The organism is Nonomuraea sp. NPDC005692 (assembly GCF_040631115.1).
Taxonomy (GTDB): domain Bacteria; phylum Actinomycetota; class Actinomycetes; order Streptosporangiales; family Streptosporangiaceae; genus Nonomuraea.
Window position 1 is genome coordinate 64804 of sequence record NZ_JBEXYU010000026.1, and the last position, 14468, is coordinate 79271.

A 14468-nucleotide genomic window follows, 5' to 3' on the forward strand; every position below is an offset into this window, starting at 1 on the left:
GCAACCTGAATTGCCTGTTCCGGGGGCGGACGCCTAGGGTGGCTGGAATGTCAGTCAAGGAGCCCGCGGACGCGCTCGCGTCCGTGGTCGCGCTGCGCCGCCTGGCCGACCAGCTGGAGGACGCCGCCGTGGAGCAGGCGATGCGGGCGGGCTGGAGCTGGCCGCAGGTGGCCGAGGCGCTCGGCGTCACCCGCCAGGCGGTCCACAAGAAGCACGCCAGGCGGCTCATCGCGGCCGGGGTCGAGCTGAGGAGGCGGGCATGAGCGGCGCGTTCGACCTCTACCTGCACGACGTGCTGCTCCGGAGCCAGGCCGAGGCGCGCGCGGAGAGCTCCCCCACGATCGAGGCCCACCACGTGCTGCTGGCCATGGCGGCGCCGGAGGACACCGCGGCGCGGGCGGTCCTGGCCGAGGCCGGGCTCGACCAGGCGGGGGTGCGGGCGGCGTTGCGGCGGGAGTTCGAGCACAGCCTCGCCGCGGCCGGGGTGTCGGCGGCCGCCTTCGACCTGCGTTCGACGCCCGACCCCGAGCGGCGCCCGCAGCTCGGGGCGTCGGTCAAGCTGGCGATCGAGCGGCTGGCCGCCACCCATCGCAAGAAGGACCTGCGGCCGGTCCACGTGCTGCTCGGCGTCCTCCAGGCCGAGGTGGGCACGGTCCCGCGGGCGCTGGCCCTGGCCGGGGTCGACCGCGCCGCGCTGGCCGAGCGCGCCCGCGCCGCCCTGTAGATCCGGCGCGGTTCTCTTCCCGGCGGTGTCGATGTGGGTCTCCGCCCTTCGTGTAGAGGGCAGAAGGAGGCATGACGACATGACCGAGACGAAGACATTGGTGACCGGACTGTGCGTGGGCGAGTCGCCGCGCTGGCACGAGGGCAGGCTGTGGTTCTCCCACTGGGGGGCGCAGGAGATCGTCGCCGTCACCCCGGACGGCGGGTGCGAGGTGGTCGCCCGCGGCCCGAAACCCGCCGGGTTCTGCCTCGGCTGGCTGCCCGACGGCCGCCTGCTGGTGACCGGCGAGCGCGAGCTGCTGCGCGTGGAGCCGGACGGGACGACGTCCGTCCGCGCCGACCTGGGCAAGCTGCCGGCCGGGCCGAACGAGGTCGTCGTGGACGGCCGCGGCCGGGTCTACGTGAACTGCGTCGGCTTCGACTTCGGCCGGGCCGACTTCGCGCCCGGCATGATCGCCCTGGTCGGCCCTGGCGGCGAGGCCCGGGTGGTCGCCGAGGACCTGCACTTCCCCAACGGGATGGCGGTGACCCCGGACGGCTCCACGCTGGTCGTCGCCGAGTCCTGGACACGGCGGCTGACGGCGTTCGACATCGGCGCGGACGGCGGGCTGTCCGGCCGGCGGGTGTGGGCGCCCATCGGCGGCGACGGCATCTGTATGGACGCCGAGGGCGCGATCTGGACCCAGGTGGACGACGAACAGGGCGCCGCCTGCGTACGGGTGCGCGAGGGCGGCGAGGTGACCGACCGGATCGAGCTCGACCGGGCCTGTTTCGCCGCCGCGCTCGGCGGCCCGGACGGCCGGACGTTGTTCATGACGGTCGCGGTGTTCCCGGGCGTCGAGCGGATGGCGGAGATGTTCGCCGGCCGGACGGGCGAGGTCAGGACGGCCGCGGTGGCCGTCCCTGGGCTCGGCTGAGCCGGTGGGGCCGGCGCCGTCAGCCGAAGTCGGCCCGGAACAGGTCGGCGCAGGTCGCCAGGAAGTCGCCCCAGTCGCCGTTCACGTTGGCGACCAGGGTGTGGCTGCCCTGCCGGTCGCCCATCGCGTACGTCATCGACCCCTGGATGTAGCCGCCCCCGCCCCAGAGTGTGACCCCGGACGGGAAACGCTGGGAGTAGACGCCGAGCCCGTACCGGGCGCCGGGCACCCAGCCGGCGCCTTCGGTGGACACGGTGGTGAACATCTCCTCCTGCTGCGCGGGCGGGAGCAGGCGCCCGCCCAGCAGGGCGGCCAGGAAACGGTGGAGATCGGCCGTGGTCGAGACCATGCCGCCGGCGGCCCAGGCCCATGACAGGTCGGCGTCGGTCACGTCGTGGCGGCCGGTGTCCTGGCCGGTCTCGTCCTGGCCTGAGTAGTGGCGGGCGTGCGGGTCACGCGGCCCTTCGCCGGCCGCGGGCAGGTACGTCCCGGTCAGCCCCAGCGGGCCCGCGACGCGGCGGTCGATCTGCTCGGCGAGCGTCGAGCCGGACACCGCCTCGACGATCATCCCGGCGAGGTTGTAGTTGACCTTGGAATAGACGAACCGCCTCCCCGGCTCCCCGGCGGGCGGGGTCTCCTGGCCGGGGATCGCGTCCGGCAGGCCGCTGGTGTGGTTGAGCAGCAGCCGCGGGGTGATGCGGGCGGCGTCGGCGCCGGGGAAGTACTCCTCGACGACGCCGGGCAGCCAGGTGGTCACCGGGGCGTCCAGGGCCAGGTCGCCGTCGGCCGCCAGGCCCAGCACGACGGTCCCGACGAACGCCTTGGTGAAGCTGCCGATGCGGAAGTGCTCCCCGGGCCCGCGGGGGCGGCCGGTCTCCAGGTCGGCCACGCCCGCGGCGCCGAACCACGGCGGGTCGTCGCCGTCCCGGACCTCGGCCACGATGCCGGGCCCGCGGTCGTCGGCCACCAGCCGGTCGAGCATCTGCCGCAATCTCGGACGACCGGCCTGAACCATGGACATGCTGCCTCCAGCGACACGAAAAGGACTCGCGAACGCAAGCAACCGTAGTTGACTATTTGCGACATAGTCAACCACGGTTGCTTATCGGCGCCCGGTGCCGAGCGGGATCAGGCGTCGCGGCGGGCCGAGGCGATCAGCCGCATCAGCGCGGCGTGCAGGTCCTGGAGCTCGTCGAGGTCCATGCCGAGCCGGGCGACGATGGCCGGCGGGATCTTCTCCGCCTCGGCCCTGAGCTGCCGGCCGGCCGGCGTCAGGGTGACGGCCAGAGCCCGCTCGTCCTTGCTGTTGCGCTCTCGGTGGACGTAGCCCAGCGCCTCCAGCCGCTTCAGCAGCGGGGACAACGTGCCGGGGTCGAGCTGGAGGAGCTCACCCAGCTCCTTGACCGACAGCGGCTCGTGCTGCCAGAGGGCCAGCATCACCAGATATTGGGGGTGGGTCAGCCCGAAGGGTTGCAGGAGCGGCCGGTAGAGGCCGATCACGCTGCGCGAGGCGATGCTGAGGGCGAAGCACACCTGCCGGTCGAGCGCCAGCAGGTCTGTCGCCTCTGTCACAGGCTCCATGCGTGTACGCCTCCGATGCCGTCTGGTAACTTACTTTGTGTACAAACTAATAGCCTGCAAATCGATGCCACACAAATCGTACCCGTGGCCGGGCCGCCGAAAGAGGGACACCTCATGTTTCACCGCAAGCCGCTGGAGGAGCGCATCGCCGAGCGCCAGGCCAAGCTGCCTCCGCTGAAGGAGGGCAAGCACTTCGAGCACGGCCCGGCCAAGTTCGTGTTCGTCACGCTGCTGGTCGTGGTGGTGGTCACGCACATCGTCGGCCTGGCCATCGTCATGCACTTCGCCTGATCTGCCGGGAACATCCCGGAGGCGGCCGCCGTTACATCCCTCGTGGCCGGTGTGCCCAGTGTCCCCGGGCCTCACCTATCGCCTTCGCGGACTACCGTTCGGCTGGAGCCGCGTTGTGCACCTCGCCGAGAGGCGACACGCACACCGGTACGCACGCGTTGAGGGCCCCCCGCCCGTCCCGGCGGGGGCCCTCGCGCGCGTCCAGGGCTGTTCGGCCCGGCTCAGGTACGCGGCCAGGGGCGGCCGGCCAGGCGTTCGATGTCGGTGTTGAAGCGCCTGAGGTAGGCGGCGAAGGCGGCGACGTCCTCCGGCGACCAGTTGGCCATCACCTTCTCCAGGCCGCGCACGTTCCTCTCGCGCTCCTCGGCGAGGTTGCGCTCGCCCTCCGGGGTGAGGCGGAACTTGCGGGCGATGCCGCCCTCGGGGTCGGGGATGCGTTCGACCAGGCCGGCGCGCAGCAGTGCCGAGGTGTGCCGGTTGAGGGTGGAGACGTCCAGGCCGAAGGCGTCGCTGAGCTGCCCGATGGACATCGGGCCCGAGCCGTGCAGCCGCCGCAGCAGGAGGTGGGCACTGCGGTCGTAGTGCCGGTGCCGGCCGAGCAGCATCGTCTCGAACTCGATGAGATGTGTGGGCTTTTCCATCCCAATCCCCCCTTTCGCGAGATATGTGCACCTTACATGAATTGTGTACGTAACACATGATGTGTAGCGTGCACATCCTTCGACGACGGGAGAACAACGTGGGGGGCTCCGCATCCACCGCCCGCCCCGGCGGCATCGTCAGCGTGATGGCGGTGGCCGGCATCGTCGCCTCGCTCATGCAGACCCTGGTCGTGCCGCTGATCGGCGAGCTGCCGCGACTGCTGCGCAGCACCGCCTCCGACGCCTCCTGGGTGATCACCGCCACCCTGCTGGCCGGCGCGGTCGCCACGCCGGTCACCGGACGCCTCGGCGACCTGTACGGCAAGCGCCGCATGATGCTCGTCTGCACCGTGCCGCTGATCGCGGGGTCGGTGATCTGCTCGCTGGCCGGGTCGCTCGCGCCCATGATCGTCGGGCGCGGGTTACAGGGCATGGGCATGGGCCTGATCCCGCTGGGCATCAGCGCCCTGCGCGACCTGCTGCCGCCCGACCGGCTCGGCCCCTCGATCGCGCTGATGAGCTCGTCCATGGGCATCGGCGGGGCCCTCGGCCTGCCGGTCTCGGCCGCGGTCGCCGAGTACGCGAGCTGGCGGGTGCTGTTCTGGGGCTCGGCCGTGCTGAGCGTGCTGATCGCGGTGCTGATCCGGGTGCTGGTGCCGCCCACTCCCCCGCTGCCCCGCGAGGGCGCGGCCGGGCGGCTGGACGTGCCGGGCGCGCTCGGCCTCGGCGCGGGGCTGGTGTGCCTGCTGCTGGGGGTCTCCAAGGGCGCCGACTGGGGCTGGGCGAGCGGCACCACGCTCGGGCTGCTCGGCGCGGCCGCGCTGATCCTGCCGGCATGGGCCTTGTGGGAGCTGCGGGCCGCGGAGCCGCTGGTGGACCTGCGGGTGACCGCCCGGCGGCAGGTGCTGCTGACCAACCTCGCCTCCATCATGGTCGGCTTCTCGATGTACGCCCAGGCGCTGATCGTCATGCAGGTCCTCCAGCTGCCCGCGGCCACCGGCTACGGGCTGGGCCAGTCGATGCTGGCCGCCGGCCTGTGGATGGCCCCCTCGGGCCTGATGATGATGGTGGTCTCGCCGCTCGGCGCCCGGCTGTCGGCCGCCCGCGGCCCGAAGGTCACCCTGATCGCCGGGAGCCTGGTCATGGCGCTCGGCTACGGCTCCTCGACGGGCCTGCTGGGCTCGGCCTGGGGCATGCTGGTCGTCACCTGCGTGTGCAGCCTGGGCGTCGGTCTGGCCTACGGGGCGATGCCCGCCCTCATCATGGGCGCGGTGCCCCGGTCGGAGACGGCCGCGGCCAACAGCTTCAACACGCTGATGCGCTCGATCGGGACGACGGTCTCGGCGGCGGTCGTCGGCGTGATCCTGTCACAGCTGACGATCCGGCTGGGCGCGCACACGCTGCCGTCGGAGGCCGGCTTCCGTACCGGGATGCTGGTGGGCTGCGGGGCGGCGCTGGCCGCGGCGGCCGTCACCATGGCGCTGCCCGACCGTCCCGGCGGCCGGACAGCCGGGGACGAGGCCGCCGCGTCCGTCTCGCCCGCCCGCCGGTGACGTCGCGGAAGCCACTTGGCTTCCTACACTTTTGGTAGGAAAATCAGGCAATATCGATTCTCGTCACTGGGAGGACGACGGTGCCCTTGCCTGATTTCCTGATCGCGGGAGTGCCCAAAGCGGGGACGACGGCGCTGCACACCGCGCTGCACCCGCACCCCGACCTGTTCCTGTCGCCCATCAAGGAGCCGAAGTTCTTCCTCACCGACGGGCCACCGCCCGGACGAGGCGGACCGGGCGACGCCGAGACCTACCGGGAACACGTCTGGCGGCGCACGGACTACGAGGCGCTGTTCGCCGCCGCTCCCCCCGGCACCCTCGCCGGCGAGTCCACCCCCTTCTACCTGTACGACCTGGACGCCCAGCGCCGCATCCGGGAGGCGATCCCGCACGTCCGGATCATCGTGAGCCTGCGTGACCCGGTCGAGCGCGCCCACTCCAACTGGACCCACCTGTGGTCGGCCGGCCTGGAGCCGATCGGCGACCTCGTCCGCGCCTGCGAGGCCGAGCCGGAGCGCGTCGCGGCCGGATGGGCGCACTTCTGGCACTACACCGGTCTCGGCCGGTACGGCGGGCAGCTGGCCCACCTGTTCACCCTGTTCCCCCGCGACCAGGTGCTGATCTTCCGCTACCGGGACATCGTGGACCGCCCGGCCGAGACCCTGGACCGCATCTGCGGCTTCCTCGGCGTGCGGCAGGGCCTGCTCACCGGCGTCCCGAGGGAGAACGTGACCGCGCACCCGGACCCCGGCGCGCGGCACGCGTTGCTGTCCACCCTGCGCCGCACCCTTCCCGCATCCCTGTCCGGGCCGCTGGAGCGGCTGCTCCAGCGGCGCGGCCGGGCCCGCCGGCCGCTGGAGTGGGAGCAGCGGCAGCGGCTGATCCCCTACTTCGCGGCGGACGTCGAGCTGCTCCAGCAGGTCACCGGCGAGGATTTCAGCGACTGGCTGCGGCCGCGGGAACGTTCGGGCGGGCTGGTCGGCAGCCGGCCGCCCGGCCAGCGCCAGGCCAGGAACGGCCGCGCCCCCTGACCGGGACGGCGATCCGGCAGCGCCCCGGTCAGCGGGCGGGTCAGGGGGCCGGGCGGAGTTCCGTGCGCAGGTCGTGGGCGCCGTCGGCGCGCGTGTACTCGTAGTAGAGCCGCAGGCCGCCGTCCGGCAGGTCGACGAAGGTGAGGTAGCGCAGGCCGCCGCCGTGGTGCGGCGACACCGCGGCGGGCCGGTCGCCCAGGGCGGTCAGCGCGTCGGGGTCGGCGCCCACGGCCACGCCGGTGCGCTCCTCGTAGTTCTCCTCCGCGCTGCCGCGGCCGTCGTAGAAGGCCACGACCCGGTCGCCGTCGAAGCGCACGGCGCTGATCCGGACGCCGCGGGCGTCCCACAGGCCGGGGCGGCCGGTCAGGGCGGTGCCGTGCCAGGTCCAGTCCAGGCCGTCGGCGCTGGTGGCGTAGTCGGTCACCATCCGGTCGGCCTCGTCGGGGTCGGTCAGCGGGTGGCAGGAGGCCCACAGGTGCCACACGTCGCCGCGCCGGACGATCACGGTGTCCTTGACCCCGGTCTTGGGGTCGCCGGGCAGCACAGTGGTACGGGTGCGCGGGTCGAACGCGGCGGGGTCGGCGGCCTCGACGACCTCCACCCGCCAGTGCTTGGTGCCGGGCGTGGCGCAGCTCAGGTACAGCCGCCAGCGTCCCTGCGGGGTGCGGACCAGGGCGGGCCGCTCCAGCGACTCGGCGTCCATCTCCTCGCGGGTGATCGTGGTCAGCGGCTCGAAACGCTCGCCGTCGGACGAGCGGGCGACCACGACCGCGTACCCGCGGCCCTCGCCGACCGGGCGGCGCAGGCGGTAGGCGAGATAGATCAGCCCGTCCGCGGCGACGGCGCTCGGCGCCCCGGCCCAATGGCCGTGCGCCGGGACCGGCGGCTCGACCGCCACGACGGCGCGGCCGGGATCGGGGAGCAGGGCGTTCTCGTCGATCGACATGGAACCGAGGCTAGGCCAGGACGTGGAACCGGACATGGCTGCTTACCTCTCCTTGGGATTATCCTTATTACCTATAGACTTTATGGGGTTATGGCCGTCCGCCGCATGCCCGGCACGCCGGAGACGCGGGCGCGTCCCGCGGTCCCCGGCGCACAGCGGCCCTCCGACGGCCGGCGTCCGGTGCATATGCTGGGCGGATGCCAACCCCTGAGTTCGTCCTCGCGCTGCGCGAGAAGATCGGCACCGAGCCGCTGTGGTTGTCCGGGGTGACCGCGGTCGTGCTGCGCGAGGACCAGGTGCTGCTGGTCCGCCGGAGCGACACCGGCGCCTGGACGCCCGTGACCGGCATCATCGACCCGGGCGAGCAGCCCGCCGACGCCGCGTTGCGCGAGGTGGCCGAGGAGACCGGCGTACGCGCCGTCGCGGAACGGCTGGCCCTCGTGCACGTGACGCGTGAGGTCACCTACCCCAACGGCGACCGGGCCCGCTATCTCGACCTGGTGTTCCGCTGCCACTGGCGGTCCGGCGACCCCTACCCGGCCGACGGCGAGAACAGCGAGGCCCGCTGGTTCCCCCTGGGTGCGCTGCCGGACCTGAGCCCCGACATGCGTGCCCGCCTCGACGCCGCCCTCGGCGACGACCCGGCCGCCCGCTTCCTCACCACCGGCACCTGACCCCGCGACCACGGGCCGCCCCCGGCGTGGCGGGTACGCCGCCCCGCGATCTATGGTGGTGGCCGGATGCGGAAGGAGCGGGCCCATGGCGGGAAAGACCATCGTCCTGACCGGCGCCAGCGACGGCATCGGCCGCGCCGCGGCACGCGCCCTGCGGCAGCGGGGCGACGAGGTCGTCCTCGTCGGCCGGTCGGCCGGCAAGACCGCGGCGCTGGCCGAGGAGCTGGCGGCCGACCACCACGTGGCCGACTTCGCGCGCCTGTCGGAGGTACGCGACCTGGCCGCCACCCTGCTCGACCGCCACCCGGCCATCGACGTGCTGGTCAACAACGCCGGGGCCATCATGGGCTCGCGCACCACCACGCCCGACGGCCACGAGGCGACCTTCCAGGTCAACCATCTGGCGCCGTTCCTGCTGACCACGCTGCTGCTGCCCCGGCTGCTGGCCTGCGGCGGCACGGTCGTCACGACCTCCAGCCTGCTCAACACCCGTGCCCGGCTCGACCTCGACGACCTCGACGCGGTGCGCCGCTACTCGGGCAGCCGGGCGTACGCCAACTCCAAGCTGGCCAACATCCTGTTCACCCGCGAGCTCCAGCGCCGCCACGGCGCGGACGGCCTGGCCGCGGCCTCCTTCCATCCCGGCGTGGTGGCCACCAACTTCTCCGGCGGCGGCGACAGCGCGGCACGGCTGCTCTACCACACGCCGCTGAAGCGGTTCCTGCTCACGCCCGAGCAGGGCGCCGACACCCTGGTCTGGCTGGCCACCTCGCGGCCGGGCGCCGACTGGGCTCCCGGCGGCCACTTCGAGAAGCGCCGCCCCTCGGCCGTCCACCGCATGGCGGACGACCCCGTCCTGGCCCGCCGCCTGTGGGACCGCAGCCAGGCCCTGGTCGAACCCGCCTGACCCGTGGGACGCGGTCAGGCGTTCGCTGAGCCCGACTGACCGGTCCCGCGGTCCCCGGCGGGAGCGGCGGCGCGCTGACCCCGTCATGCCGGTGTTAGGTCGGTGGCGGCATCCTGGAGTTCCCGAAAGGAGACAGATGCCGTCACGTCCCAGGCTGCCCGCACGCACGGTCCGGCTGCGCTTCACCCTCCTGTACGGCGGGCTGTTCCTGGCCTCAGGGGCGGCCCTGCTGGTCCTGGTCAACCTCGCCGGCATGCCGCTGTCGCGGAGCGAGCCGGTGCCGGGACGGCCCGGCGGCCGGCCGACCCTGGCCGCCGCCGAGGAGCACATCGCCCTGCTCCAGGCGCAGCTCGCCGACGTGCACGCCACGCAGTCGCGCCAGCTCCTGGCCGGGTCGGTGCTCGCGCTGGCCGTCATGGCCGTGGTGTCGATCGTGCTCGGCCGGGTGGTCGCGGGCCGGGTGCTGCGCCCGCTGCGCACGATCACCGCCGCCACCCGCCGCATCTCCGCCGACAACCTGCACGAACGCCTGGCCGTGCCAGGCCCGGCCGACGAGGTCAAGGACCTGGCCGACACCGTCGACGGCCTGCTCGCCCGCCTGGAGGGCGCCTTCGCCGCGCAACGCCGGTTCGTCGCCGACGCCTCGCACGAGTTGCGCACCCCGCTGGCCACCATGCGGGCCCGGCTGGACGTGGCCGTGGCCAAGCCGGAGCCCGTACCGGCGCAGACGCTGGCGCTGGCCGACCGAATGCGTACCGACCTCGACCAGGTCGACCGGCTCCTGGAGGGCCTGCTCGCGCTGGCCCGCGCCCAGCACGGCAGCCTGCCCGACGCCGCCGCGATCACGCTCGGCGACCTGGTGCGGCACACCCTGGACGCCCGCGCCGCCGACCTCGCGGCCCGGCGCCTCACCCTGGACGACGAGGGCGTCGCGGAGGGGGTGCGGACGCGGGGCAGCGTCGCGCTGGTCACCCGTATGGTGCACAACCTCGTCGACAACGCGATCGTCCACAACCAGGACGGCGGCTGGATCAAGGTCGAGGCCGCGGCCGACGGCCGGTGGGCGCTGCTGGTCGTGGAGTCCGGCGGGAACCGGCTCGACCCCGAACAGGTGGCGGGGCTGGGGCGGCCGTTCCAGCGGCTCGGCGCGGACCGCACCGGGTCGGGGGACGGCTCGGGGCTCGGCCTGTCGATCGTCGCGGCCGTCGCGCAGGCGCACGGCGGCGGCCTCGACCTCGCAGCCCGCCCCGAGGGCGGGCTGCGCGCCACCGTCCGGCTGCCGGCATGAGGGTGCTGGTGGTGGAGGACGCACGGCCGCTGGCCGCCGTGCTCGCCGAGGGCCTGCGCGACCAGGGCATGGCGGTGGACGTCGCCCACGACGGGCTGGAGGCGGCGGCCAAGCTCGACCTCACCCCCTACGACGTGGTGCTGCTCGACCGCGACCTGCCGGGCATCCACGGCGACACCCTCTGCCAGATGCTCACCGACCAGGACGAACGTCCCATGGTCCTGATGCTGACCGCGGCCGGCTCGCCCGGCGACCGGGTGAGCGGGCTGACTCTGGGCGCCGACGACTACCTGGCCAAGCCCTTCCACTTCCCGGAGCTGGTGCTGCGGGTGAGGGCGCTGGCGCGCCGCCGTCCCGGCGCCCGGCCGCGTACGTTGCGCGGTGGCGGGATCGAGCTCGACCCGCTGCGGCACGCCGTCACCCGGGACGGCCGTCCGGTGGAGCTGTCGGTCAAGGAGTTCGCCGTGCTGGAGGCGCTGCTGCGCGCGTCGCCCGGCTTCCTGAGCGCCGAGGCCCTGCTCGAACAGGTCTGGGACGAGCACGCCGACCCGTTCACCAACACCGTGACCGTCACCGTCGGCCGCCTGCGCCGCAAGCTGGGCGAACCGCCGGTGATCAGCACCCGGCCGGGCGTCGGGTACCGGATCGGGTAGCGGGGTCGTCCGGCGCTCGCCGGAGTCGTTCACCGGCGGCGTTTCGACGGGTGGTGCGGCGGCTGCCCGATGAGGGGTGTGAGGTCAGACCAGGGGCTGATGCGCGGCGGGGTCTCGTCTGCGATCGTGAGGGCGTGAGGCCGGCCGGGGGCGCGCCCCGGCCGGGATCGTCCGCGAGACGGGGCCGGTCCGCCCCTGGTGAGCAGGCAGGAGGAGACGCCGTGATCAGATTCGGCTATGCCGACACCCCGTTCGGCCAGATCCACCACGCCTCGTGCGGCACGGGCGAACCGGTGCTCCTGCTGCACCAGACCCCCCGCTCATGGGACGAATACCGCGAGGTGCTCCCCCTGCTCGGCCGCACCCGGCAGGCCATCGCCATGGACACGCTCGGCTTCGGCAACTCCGCTCCCCCACCCGAGCACTCGATCGAGATCTACGCCGCCGGCGTGCTGGCCCTGATGGACGCCCTCGGCCTGCCGCGAGCCGCCGTGGCCGGGCACCACACGGGCGGCGTCATCGCGGTCGAGGTGGCGGCGCGCGCGCCCGAACGCGTCACCGCCCTGGTGCTGTCGTCCACGCCGATGGTCGACCCCGAAGGGCGGCGTCGTCGTGCGGGCCATCCCTCCATCGACGCCGTGCGCGAGCAGTCCGACGGCTCCCATCTGGGCGAGTTGTGGAGCCGGCGGGCCCCTTACTACCCGTGGGCGCTGCTGACCCGTTTCGTCCGCGACGCGCTGACGGTCCTGCCGGAGGTGGAGCGCGGGCACGAGGCGGTGGCCGCGTACCGGATGGAGGAGCGGGTCGGGCTGGTCCGCTGCCCGGTGCTGGTCGTCGGCGCCACCGACGACCCCTTCGCCTTCCCCGAGCTGGAACGCCTGGCCGCCGCCCTTCCCCACAGCACCCGGGCCGTGGTCAAGGGCGGCGTGATCCCGCTGGAGCACCAGGCGGCGGAGTTCGCGGCGCTCGTGGCGGACTTCCTCGACGGCCAGGCCCGCGAGACCGGCTGAGACGGCCCCGGTCAGGCGGGAGCCACCCACTCGACGAACTGGATGACGACCCCGTTGGGGTCCGTCACCTGGAACAGGCGCTCGCCCCAGGGCTCCTCGCGCAGCGGCATGGTGATCTCGACGCCTGCGTCACGCAGCAGCTTCTCCTGCCCGTCCAGGCCGCCGTCCAGGGTGAAGGCCAGGATGAGGCCGGAGGCGTGCTGGTCGCGCTGCTCCGGCGGCAGGACCTCGAGGCCGCGGGCGAGCAGCACGATGTCCATCGCGTCGGCGCGGGTGAGCGAGGCGAAGCCGTCCGCGGCGACCCGGACGGTGTAGCCCAGGTGTTCGGTGAGGAACGCCTGGGAGGCGGCGACGTCGGCAACGGTGAGCGAGACGGTGGACGTGGTGATCTGCAAGAAGGTCTCCGTAAGGGATGAGAACGGCTGAGCGAAACACGAGCGGCCGGTTCGGACGGCCTGCCCGACGTCGACCACGAGGGCCGACGCCCCCGGCGGACGTGGGCCGCTGTGGACGTGGGCCGCTGCGGATCTGGACCGCCGTGGAGGTGGGCGCAGCGGGCGTGGTCGGCAGCGGGCGTCGTCAGCGGTCGACGTGGTCGGTGGGGCGAGGGGCGATCGTCGCGGGGAGGGCGGGGATCAGTGGGCGCGGCGGCGGGGGAGGTTGCGGGCCACTTGGGGGTCCCGCCATCCCCGTGCGCCATGGTCGGCGGACGGTCTGCGGAGTCCGCCGCCCGGGAGGGAGGCGCCCTGCGACTTGCGGTCGCGGCCGTCCGACCCCCCGAGGTCGATCTTGAAAGCTACAGCCGGGAAGAGGTTGAGTTCCAAGCAGGTTCTCCTTTTCGTTCGTCGGTCGCAAACTTACGACGGACGTAAATATAGCCCGAGGGTTTGCGGGGTGTCAACGTAAAAATACAACGAGGGTAAGATTTCCTCATGGCTCACGAGACCTCGCCCGCACCCGGCCTCCGCGAATCCAAGAAGCAGGAGACCCGGCAGCTCATCTCCGACCACGCCACCAGGCTGTTCATCGCCCAAGGGTTCGAGCAGACCACCATCGCCGAGATCGCCACCGCCGCCCGCATCGCCAAGAAGACGGTCACCAACTACTTCCCGCGCAAGGAGGACCTGGCCCTCGACCATCAGGAGGCGTTCACGTCCGCCCTGGCCGACGCCGTCGCCGCCCGCGGCCCCGGTGAGTCGGCCCTGTCCGCTCTACGACGTGCTTTCCTGGCCTCCGTCGCGGCCCAGGATCCGGTGGCCGGGTTCTCCGGACCGGAGTTCGCCCGCATGATCGCCGACAGCCCCACCCTGACGTCCTGCCTGCGCGGCCTGCACGACCAGCGCGAACAGCGTCTCGCCCAGGCCCTCGCCGACGCCACGGGCGCGACGGCCGGCGACATCACCGTCCAGACCGCCGCCGGGCTGCTGGGAACCGTGCACCGGGTGCTGTTCCAGCGCATCCAAGAGCTCACCCTGGCGGGCCTCCCCAACGACCGCATCGCCGACACGACCGCCACCGACGCCACCCGCGCCTTCGACCTCCTCGAACCCGCACTCTCCGACTACGCATCCGCATGAAGAGCCACCCGAGTCCCAGGCCCCTGGCCTCAGAAGGCCGCCCCTAGTTTCAGAAGCCGTTAAGTCTCAGGAGCCCTCCAAGGCTCAAGAGCGGCCGAGGCTCAAGAGCCGCCTCCGTCTCAGGAACCGTCCGGGTTGGGGCCACCGGCGGGCCGGACGGGGGCTGCCAGATCGCCAGAATCCCAGGCACCTCCGCCCGAGTCCGGGGCACCCAAGCTCAGGGACAACGCCGGGCTCTGGGCCGCCTGAGTTCCAGAGGCCGCCGCCCGAGGCCAAGCTGGCCCAGCCCAGGAACCGTCCGGGTCGAGGGCCGGGCGGGCCGCCCGGGGCTGCCAGGCCACCAGAATCCCAGGCCGCCCGATTCCCGGCCGCCCACCGGCGCCGGCGTAAGGACGCCGGGTTCAGGGGGCCGCGAGCGACACCGAGTCTCGGGCCGCCCGAGTTCCGAAGGCTTCTGGAACTCGGGCAGCCCGGAGCCGTCCCAGCTTCAGGAGCCGTCCCGGTCTCAGGAGTCGAGTGGATCGGGGGCGGCGGCAGGTCCCGGCAGAGGGCGCCAGGTCGCTGTGGTCCCGGGCCGCCCCGCCGGGCCGGAGCCCGACCACGCCTCAGGCCCCCGCCCAGGGGCCGCCACCCGCTCGGGAGCCGCTGCCCGCTCAAGAGTCGAGTGGATCGGGGG

General features: G+C 73.3%; 17 protein-coding genes. 12 read left to right on the forward strand and 5 right to left on the reverse strand.

What is annotated here, in order from left to right; all coding sequences use genetic code 11:
- Window positions 1–47: 47 nt before the first annotated feature.
- The 3 genes from ABZ459_RS37895 to ABZ459_RS37905 all read left to right on the forward strand — a co-directional run bounded on the left by ABZ459_RS37895 (window position 48) and on the right by ABZ459_RS37905 (window position 1640).
- A complete protein-coding gene (locus ABZ459_RS37895) occupies window positions 48–263 on the forward strand; it encodes a hypothetical protein (RefSeq protein WP_357981053.1) in 216 nt (71 codons plus the stop codon).
- Entirely contained in the window at window positions 260–724 is a 465-nt protein-coding gene (locus ABZ459_RS37900) for a Clp protease N-terminal domain-containing protein (RefSeq protein ID WP_357981056.1), read from the forward strand. Before ABZ459_RS37895 ends, ABZ459_RS37900 begins: the two co-directional genes overlap by 4 nt.
- Before the next feature lie 79 nt (window positions 725–803).
- The gene (locus ABZ459_RS37905) at window positions 804–1640 is read left to right on the forward strand and encodes an SMP-30/gluconolactonase/LRE family protein (protein ID WP_357981059.1); all 837 of its coding nucleotides are present in this window, start codon (window positions 804–806) and stop codon (window positions 1638–1640) included.
- Window positions 1641–1659: 19 nt separating this feature from the next.
- On the opposite strand, the gene ABZ459_RS37910 is transcribed toward ABZ459_RS37905, so the two are convergent.
- Together ABZ459_RS37910 and ABZ459_RS37915 are read right to left on the reverse strand one after the other, a co-directional pair.
- Window positions 1660–2661 carry a serine hydrolase domain-containing protein gene (locus tag ABZ459_RS37910; protein ID WP_357981061.1) on the reverse strand — a complete coding sequence of 334 codons (1002 nt, stop codon included), beginning with the start codon at window positions 2659–2661 and terminating at the stop codon, window positions 1660–1662.
- 107 nt (window positions 2662–2768) lie between these two features.
- Window positions 2769–3212 (reverse strand): MarR family transcriptional regulator, encoded by a 444-nt coding sequence (locus ABZ459_RS37915; RefSeq protein WP_357697133.1) that lies wholly within the window; start codon window positions 3210–3212, stop codon window positions 2769–2771.
- Window positions 3213–3335: 123 nt separating this feature from the next.
- On the opposite strand from ABZ459_RS37915, the gene ABZ459_RS37920 reads away from it, so the two are divergent.
- Window positions 3336–3512 carry a hypothetical protein gene (locus tag ABZ459_RS37920; protein ID WP_357981063.1) on the forward strand — a complete coding sequence of 59 codons (177 nt, stop codon included), beginning with the start codon at window positions 3336–3338 and terminating at the stop codon, window positions 3510–3512.
- A 221-nt stretch (window positions 3513–3733) separates the two neighbouring features.
- Here the strand turns inward: ABZ459_RS37920 and ABZ459_RS37925 are convergent, their stop codons facing one another.
- The gene (locus tag ABZ459_RS37925) at window positions 3734–4153 is read right to left on the reverse strand and encodes a MarR family transcriptional regulator (protein WP_357981065.1); all 420 of its coding nucleotides are present in this window, start codon (window positions 4151–4153) and stop codon (window positions 3734–3736) included.
- Between the two features lie 98 nt (window positions 4154–4251).
- On the opposite strand from ABZ459_RS37925, the gene ABZ459_RS37930 reads away from it, so the two are divergent.
- The gene (locus tag ABZ459_RS37930; protein WP_357981068.1) at window positions 4252–5706 is read left to right on the forward strand and encodes an MFS transporter; all 1455 of its coding nucleotides are present in this window, start codon (window positions 4252–4254) and stop codon (window positions 5704–5706) included.
- 80 nt (window positions 5707–5786) lie between these two features.
- Window positions 5787–6737 carry a sulfotransferase gene (locus ABZ459_RS37935; RefSeq protein ID WP_357981071.1) on the forward strand — a complete coding sequence of 317 codons (951 nt, stop codon included), beginning with the start codon at window positions 5787–5789 and terminating at the stop codon, window positions 6735–6737.
- Between the two features lie 40 nt (window positions 6738–6777).
- On the opposite strand, the gene ABZ459_RS37940 is transcribed toward ABZ459_RS37935, so the two are convergent.
- Window positions 6778–7683, reverse strand: coding sequence for a hypothetical protein (locus ABZ459_RS37940; protein WP_357981074.1), 906 nt, complete (start codon window positions 7681–7683; stop codon window positions 6778–6780).
- Between the two features lie 197 nt (window positions 7684–7880).
- On the opposite strand from ABZ459_RS37940, the gene ABZ459_RS37945 reads away from it, so the two are divergent.
- The 5 genes from ABZ459_RS37945 (at window position 7881) to ABZ459_RS37965 (ending at window position 12215) form a co-directional block, all read left to right on the forward strand.
- Window positions 7881–8357, forward strand: a complete 477-nt coding sequence (locus ABZ459_RS37945) for an NUDIX domain-containing protein (RefSeq protein ID WP_357981077.1) — start codon at window positions 7881–7883, stop codon at window positions 8355–8357.
- Between the two features lie 85 nt (window positions 8358–8442).
- Window positions 8443–9264 carry an SDR family NAD(P)-dependent oxidoreductase gene (locus ABZ459_RS37950; protein WP_357981080.1) on the forward strand — a complete coding sequence of 274 codons (822 nt, stop codon included), beginning with the start codon at window positions 8443–8445 and terminating at the stop codon, window positions 9262–9264.
- Window positions 9265–9400: 136 nt separating this feature from the next.
- Window positions 9401–10552 (forward strand): HAMP domain-containing sensor histidine kinase, encoded by a 1152-nt coding sequence (locus ABZ459_RS37955; protein WP_357981083.1) that lies wholly within the window; start codon window positions 9401–9403, stop codon window positions 10550–10552.
- Window positions 10549–11205 (forward strand): response regulator transcription factor, encoded by a 657-nt coding sequence (locus ABZ459_RS37960; protein WP_357981085.1) that lies wholly within the window; start codon window positions 10549–10551, stop codon window positions 11203–11205. The genes ABZ459_RS37955 and ABZ459_RS37960 overlap by 4 nt, the downstream gene beginning before the upstream one ends.
- 221 nt (window positions 11206–11426) lie before the next feature.
- Entirely contained in the window at window positions 11427–12215 is a 789-nt protein-coding gene (locus ABZ459_RS37965) for an alpha/beta hydrolase (RefSeq protein ID WP_357981088.1), read from the forward strand.
- Window positions 12216–12226: 11 nt separating this feature from the next.
- Here the strand turns inward: ABZ459_RS37965 and ABZ459_RS37970 are convergent, their stop codons facing one another.
- Window positions 12227–12610 carry a VOC family protein gene (locus tag ABZ459_RS37970; RefSeq protein WP_357981091.1) on the reverse strand — a complete coding sequence of 128 codons (384 nt, stop codon included), beginning with the start codon at window positions 12608–12610 and terminating at the stop codon, window positions 12227–12229.
- A 537-nt stretch (window positions 12611–13147) separates the two neighbouring features.
- On the opposite strand from ABZ459_RS37970, the gene ABZ459_RS37975 reads away from it, so the two are divergent.
- The gene (locus ABZ459_RS37975) at window positions 13148–13792 is read left to right on the forward strand and encodes a TetR/AcrR family transcriptional regulator (protein ID WP_357981094.1); all 645 of its coding nucleotides are present in this window, start codon (window positions 13148–13150) and stop codon (window positions 13790–13792) included.
- Window positions 13793–14468: the final 676 nt, after the last annotated feature.

Excerpts from the sequence above, each read along its gene's own strand:
- ABZ459_RS37925 (WP_357981065.1), bottom strand. The coding sequence starts at position 4,153 with ATGGAAAAGCCCACACATCTCATCGAGTTCGAGACGATGCTGCTCGGC.
- ABZ459_RS37955 (WP_357981083.1), top strand. The coding sequence starts at position 9,401 with ATGCCGTCACGTCCCAGGCTGCCCGCACGCACGGTCCGGCTGCGCTTC.
- ABZ459_RS37945 (WP_357981077.1), top strand. The coding sequence starts at position 7,881 with ATGCCAACCCCTGAGTTCGTCCTCGCGCTGCGCGAGAAGATCGGCACC.
- ABZ459_RS37950 (WP_357981080.1), top strand. The coding sequence starts at position 8,443 with ATGGCGGGAAAGACCATCGTCCTGACCGGCGCCAGCGACGGCATCGGC.
- ABZ459_RS37910 (WP_357981061.1), bottom strand. The coding sequence starts at position 2,661 with ATGTCCATGGTTCAGGCCGGTCGTCCGAGATTGCGGCAGATGCTCGAC.
- ABZ459_RS37960 (WP_357981085.1), top strand. The coding sequence starts at position 10,549 with ATGAGGGTGCTGGTGGTGGAGGACGCACGGCCGCTGGCCGCCGTGCTC.
- ABZ459_RS37895 (WP_357981053.1), top strand. The coding sequence starts at position 48 with ATGTCAGTCAAGGAGCCCGCGGACGCGCTCGCGTCCGTGGTCGCGCTG.
- ABZ459_RS37940 (WP_357981074.1), bottom strand. The coding sequence starts at position 7,683 with ATGTCGATCGACGAGAACGCCCTGCTCCCCGATCCCGGCCGCGCCGTC.
- ABZ459_RS37900 (WP_357981056.1), top strand. The coding sequence starts at position 260 with ATGAGCGGCGCGTTCGACCTCTACCTGCACGACGTGCTGCTCCGGAGC.
- ABZ459_RS37975 (WP_357981094.1), top strand. The coding sequence starts at position 13,148 with ATGGCTCACGAGACCTCGCCCGCACCCGGCCTCCGCGAATCCAAGAAG.
- ABZ459_RS37920 (WP_357981063.1), top strand. The coding sequence starts at position 3,336 with ATGTTTCACCGCAAGCCGCTGGAGGAGCGCATCGCCGAGCGCCAGGCC.
- ABZ459_RS37905 (WP_357981059.1), top strand. The coding sequence starts at position 804 with ATGACCGAGACGAAGACATTGGTGACCGGACTGTGCGTGGGCGAGTCG.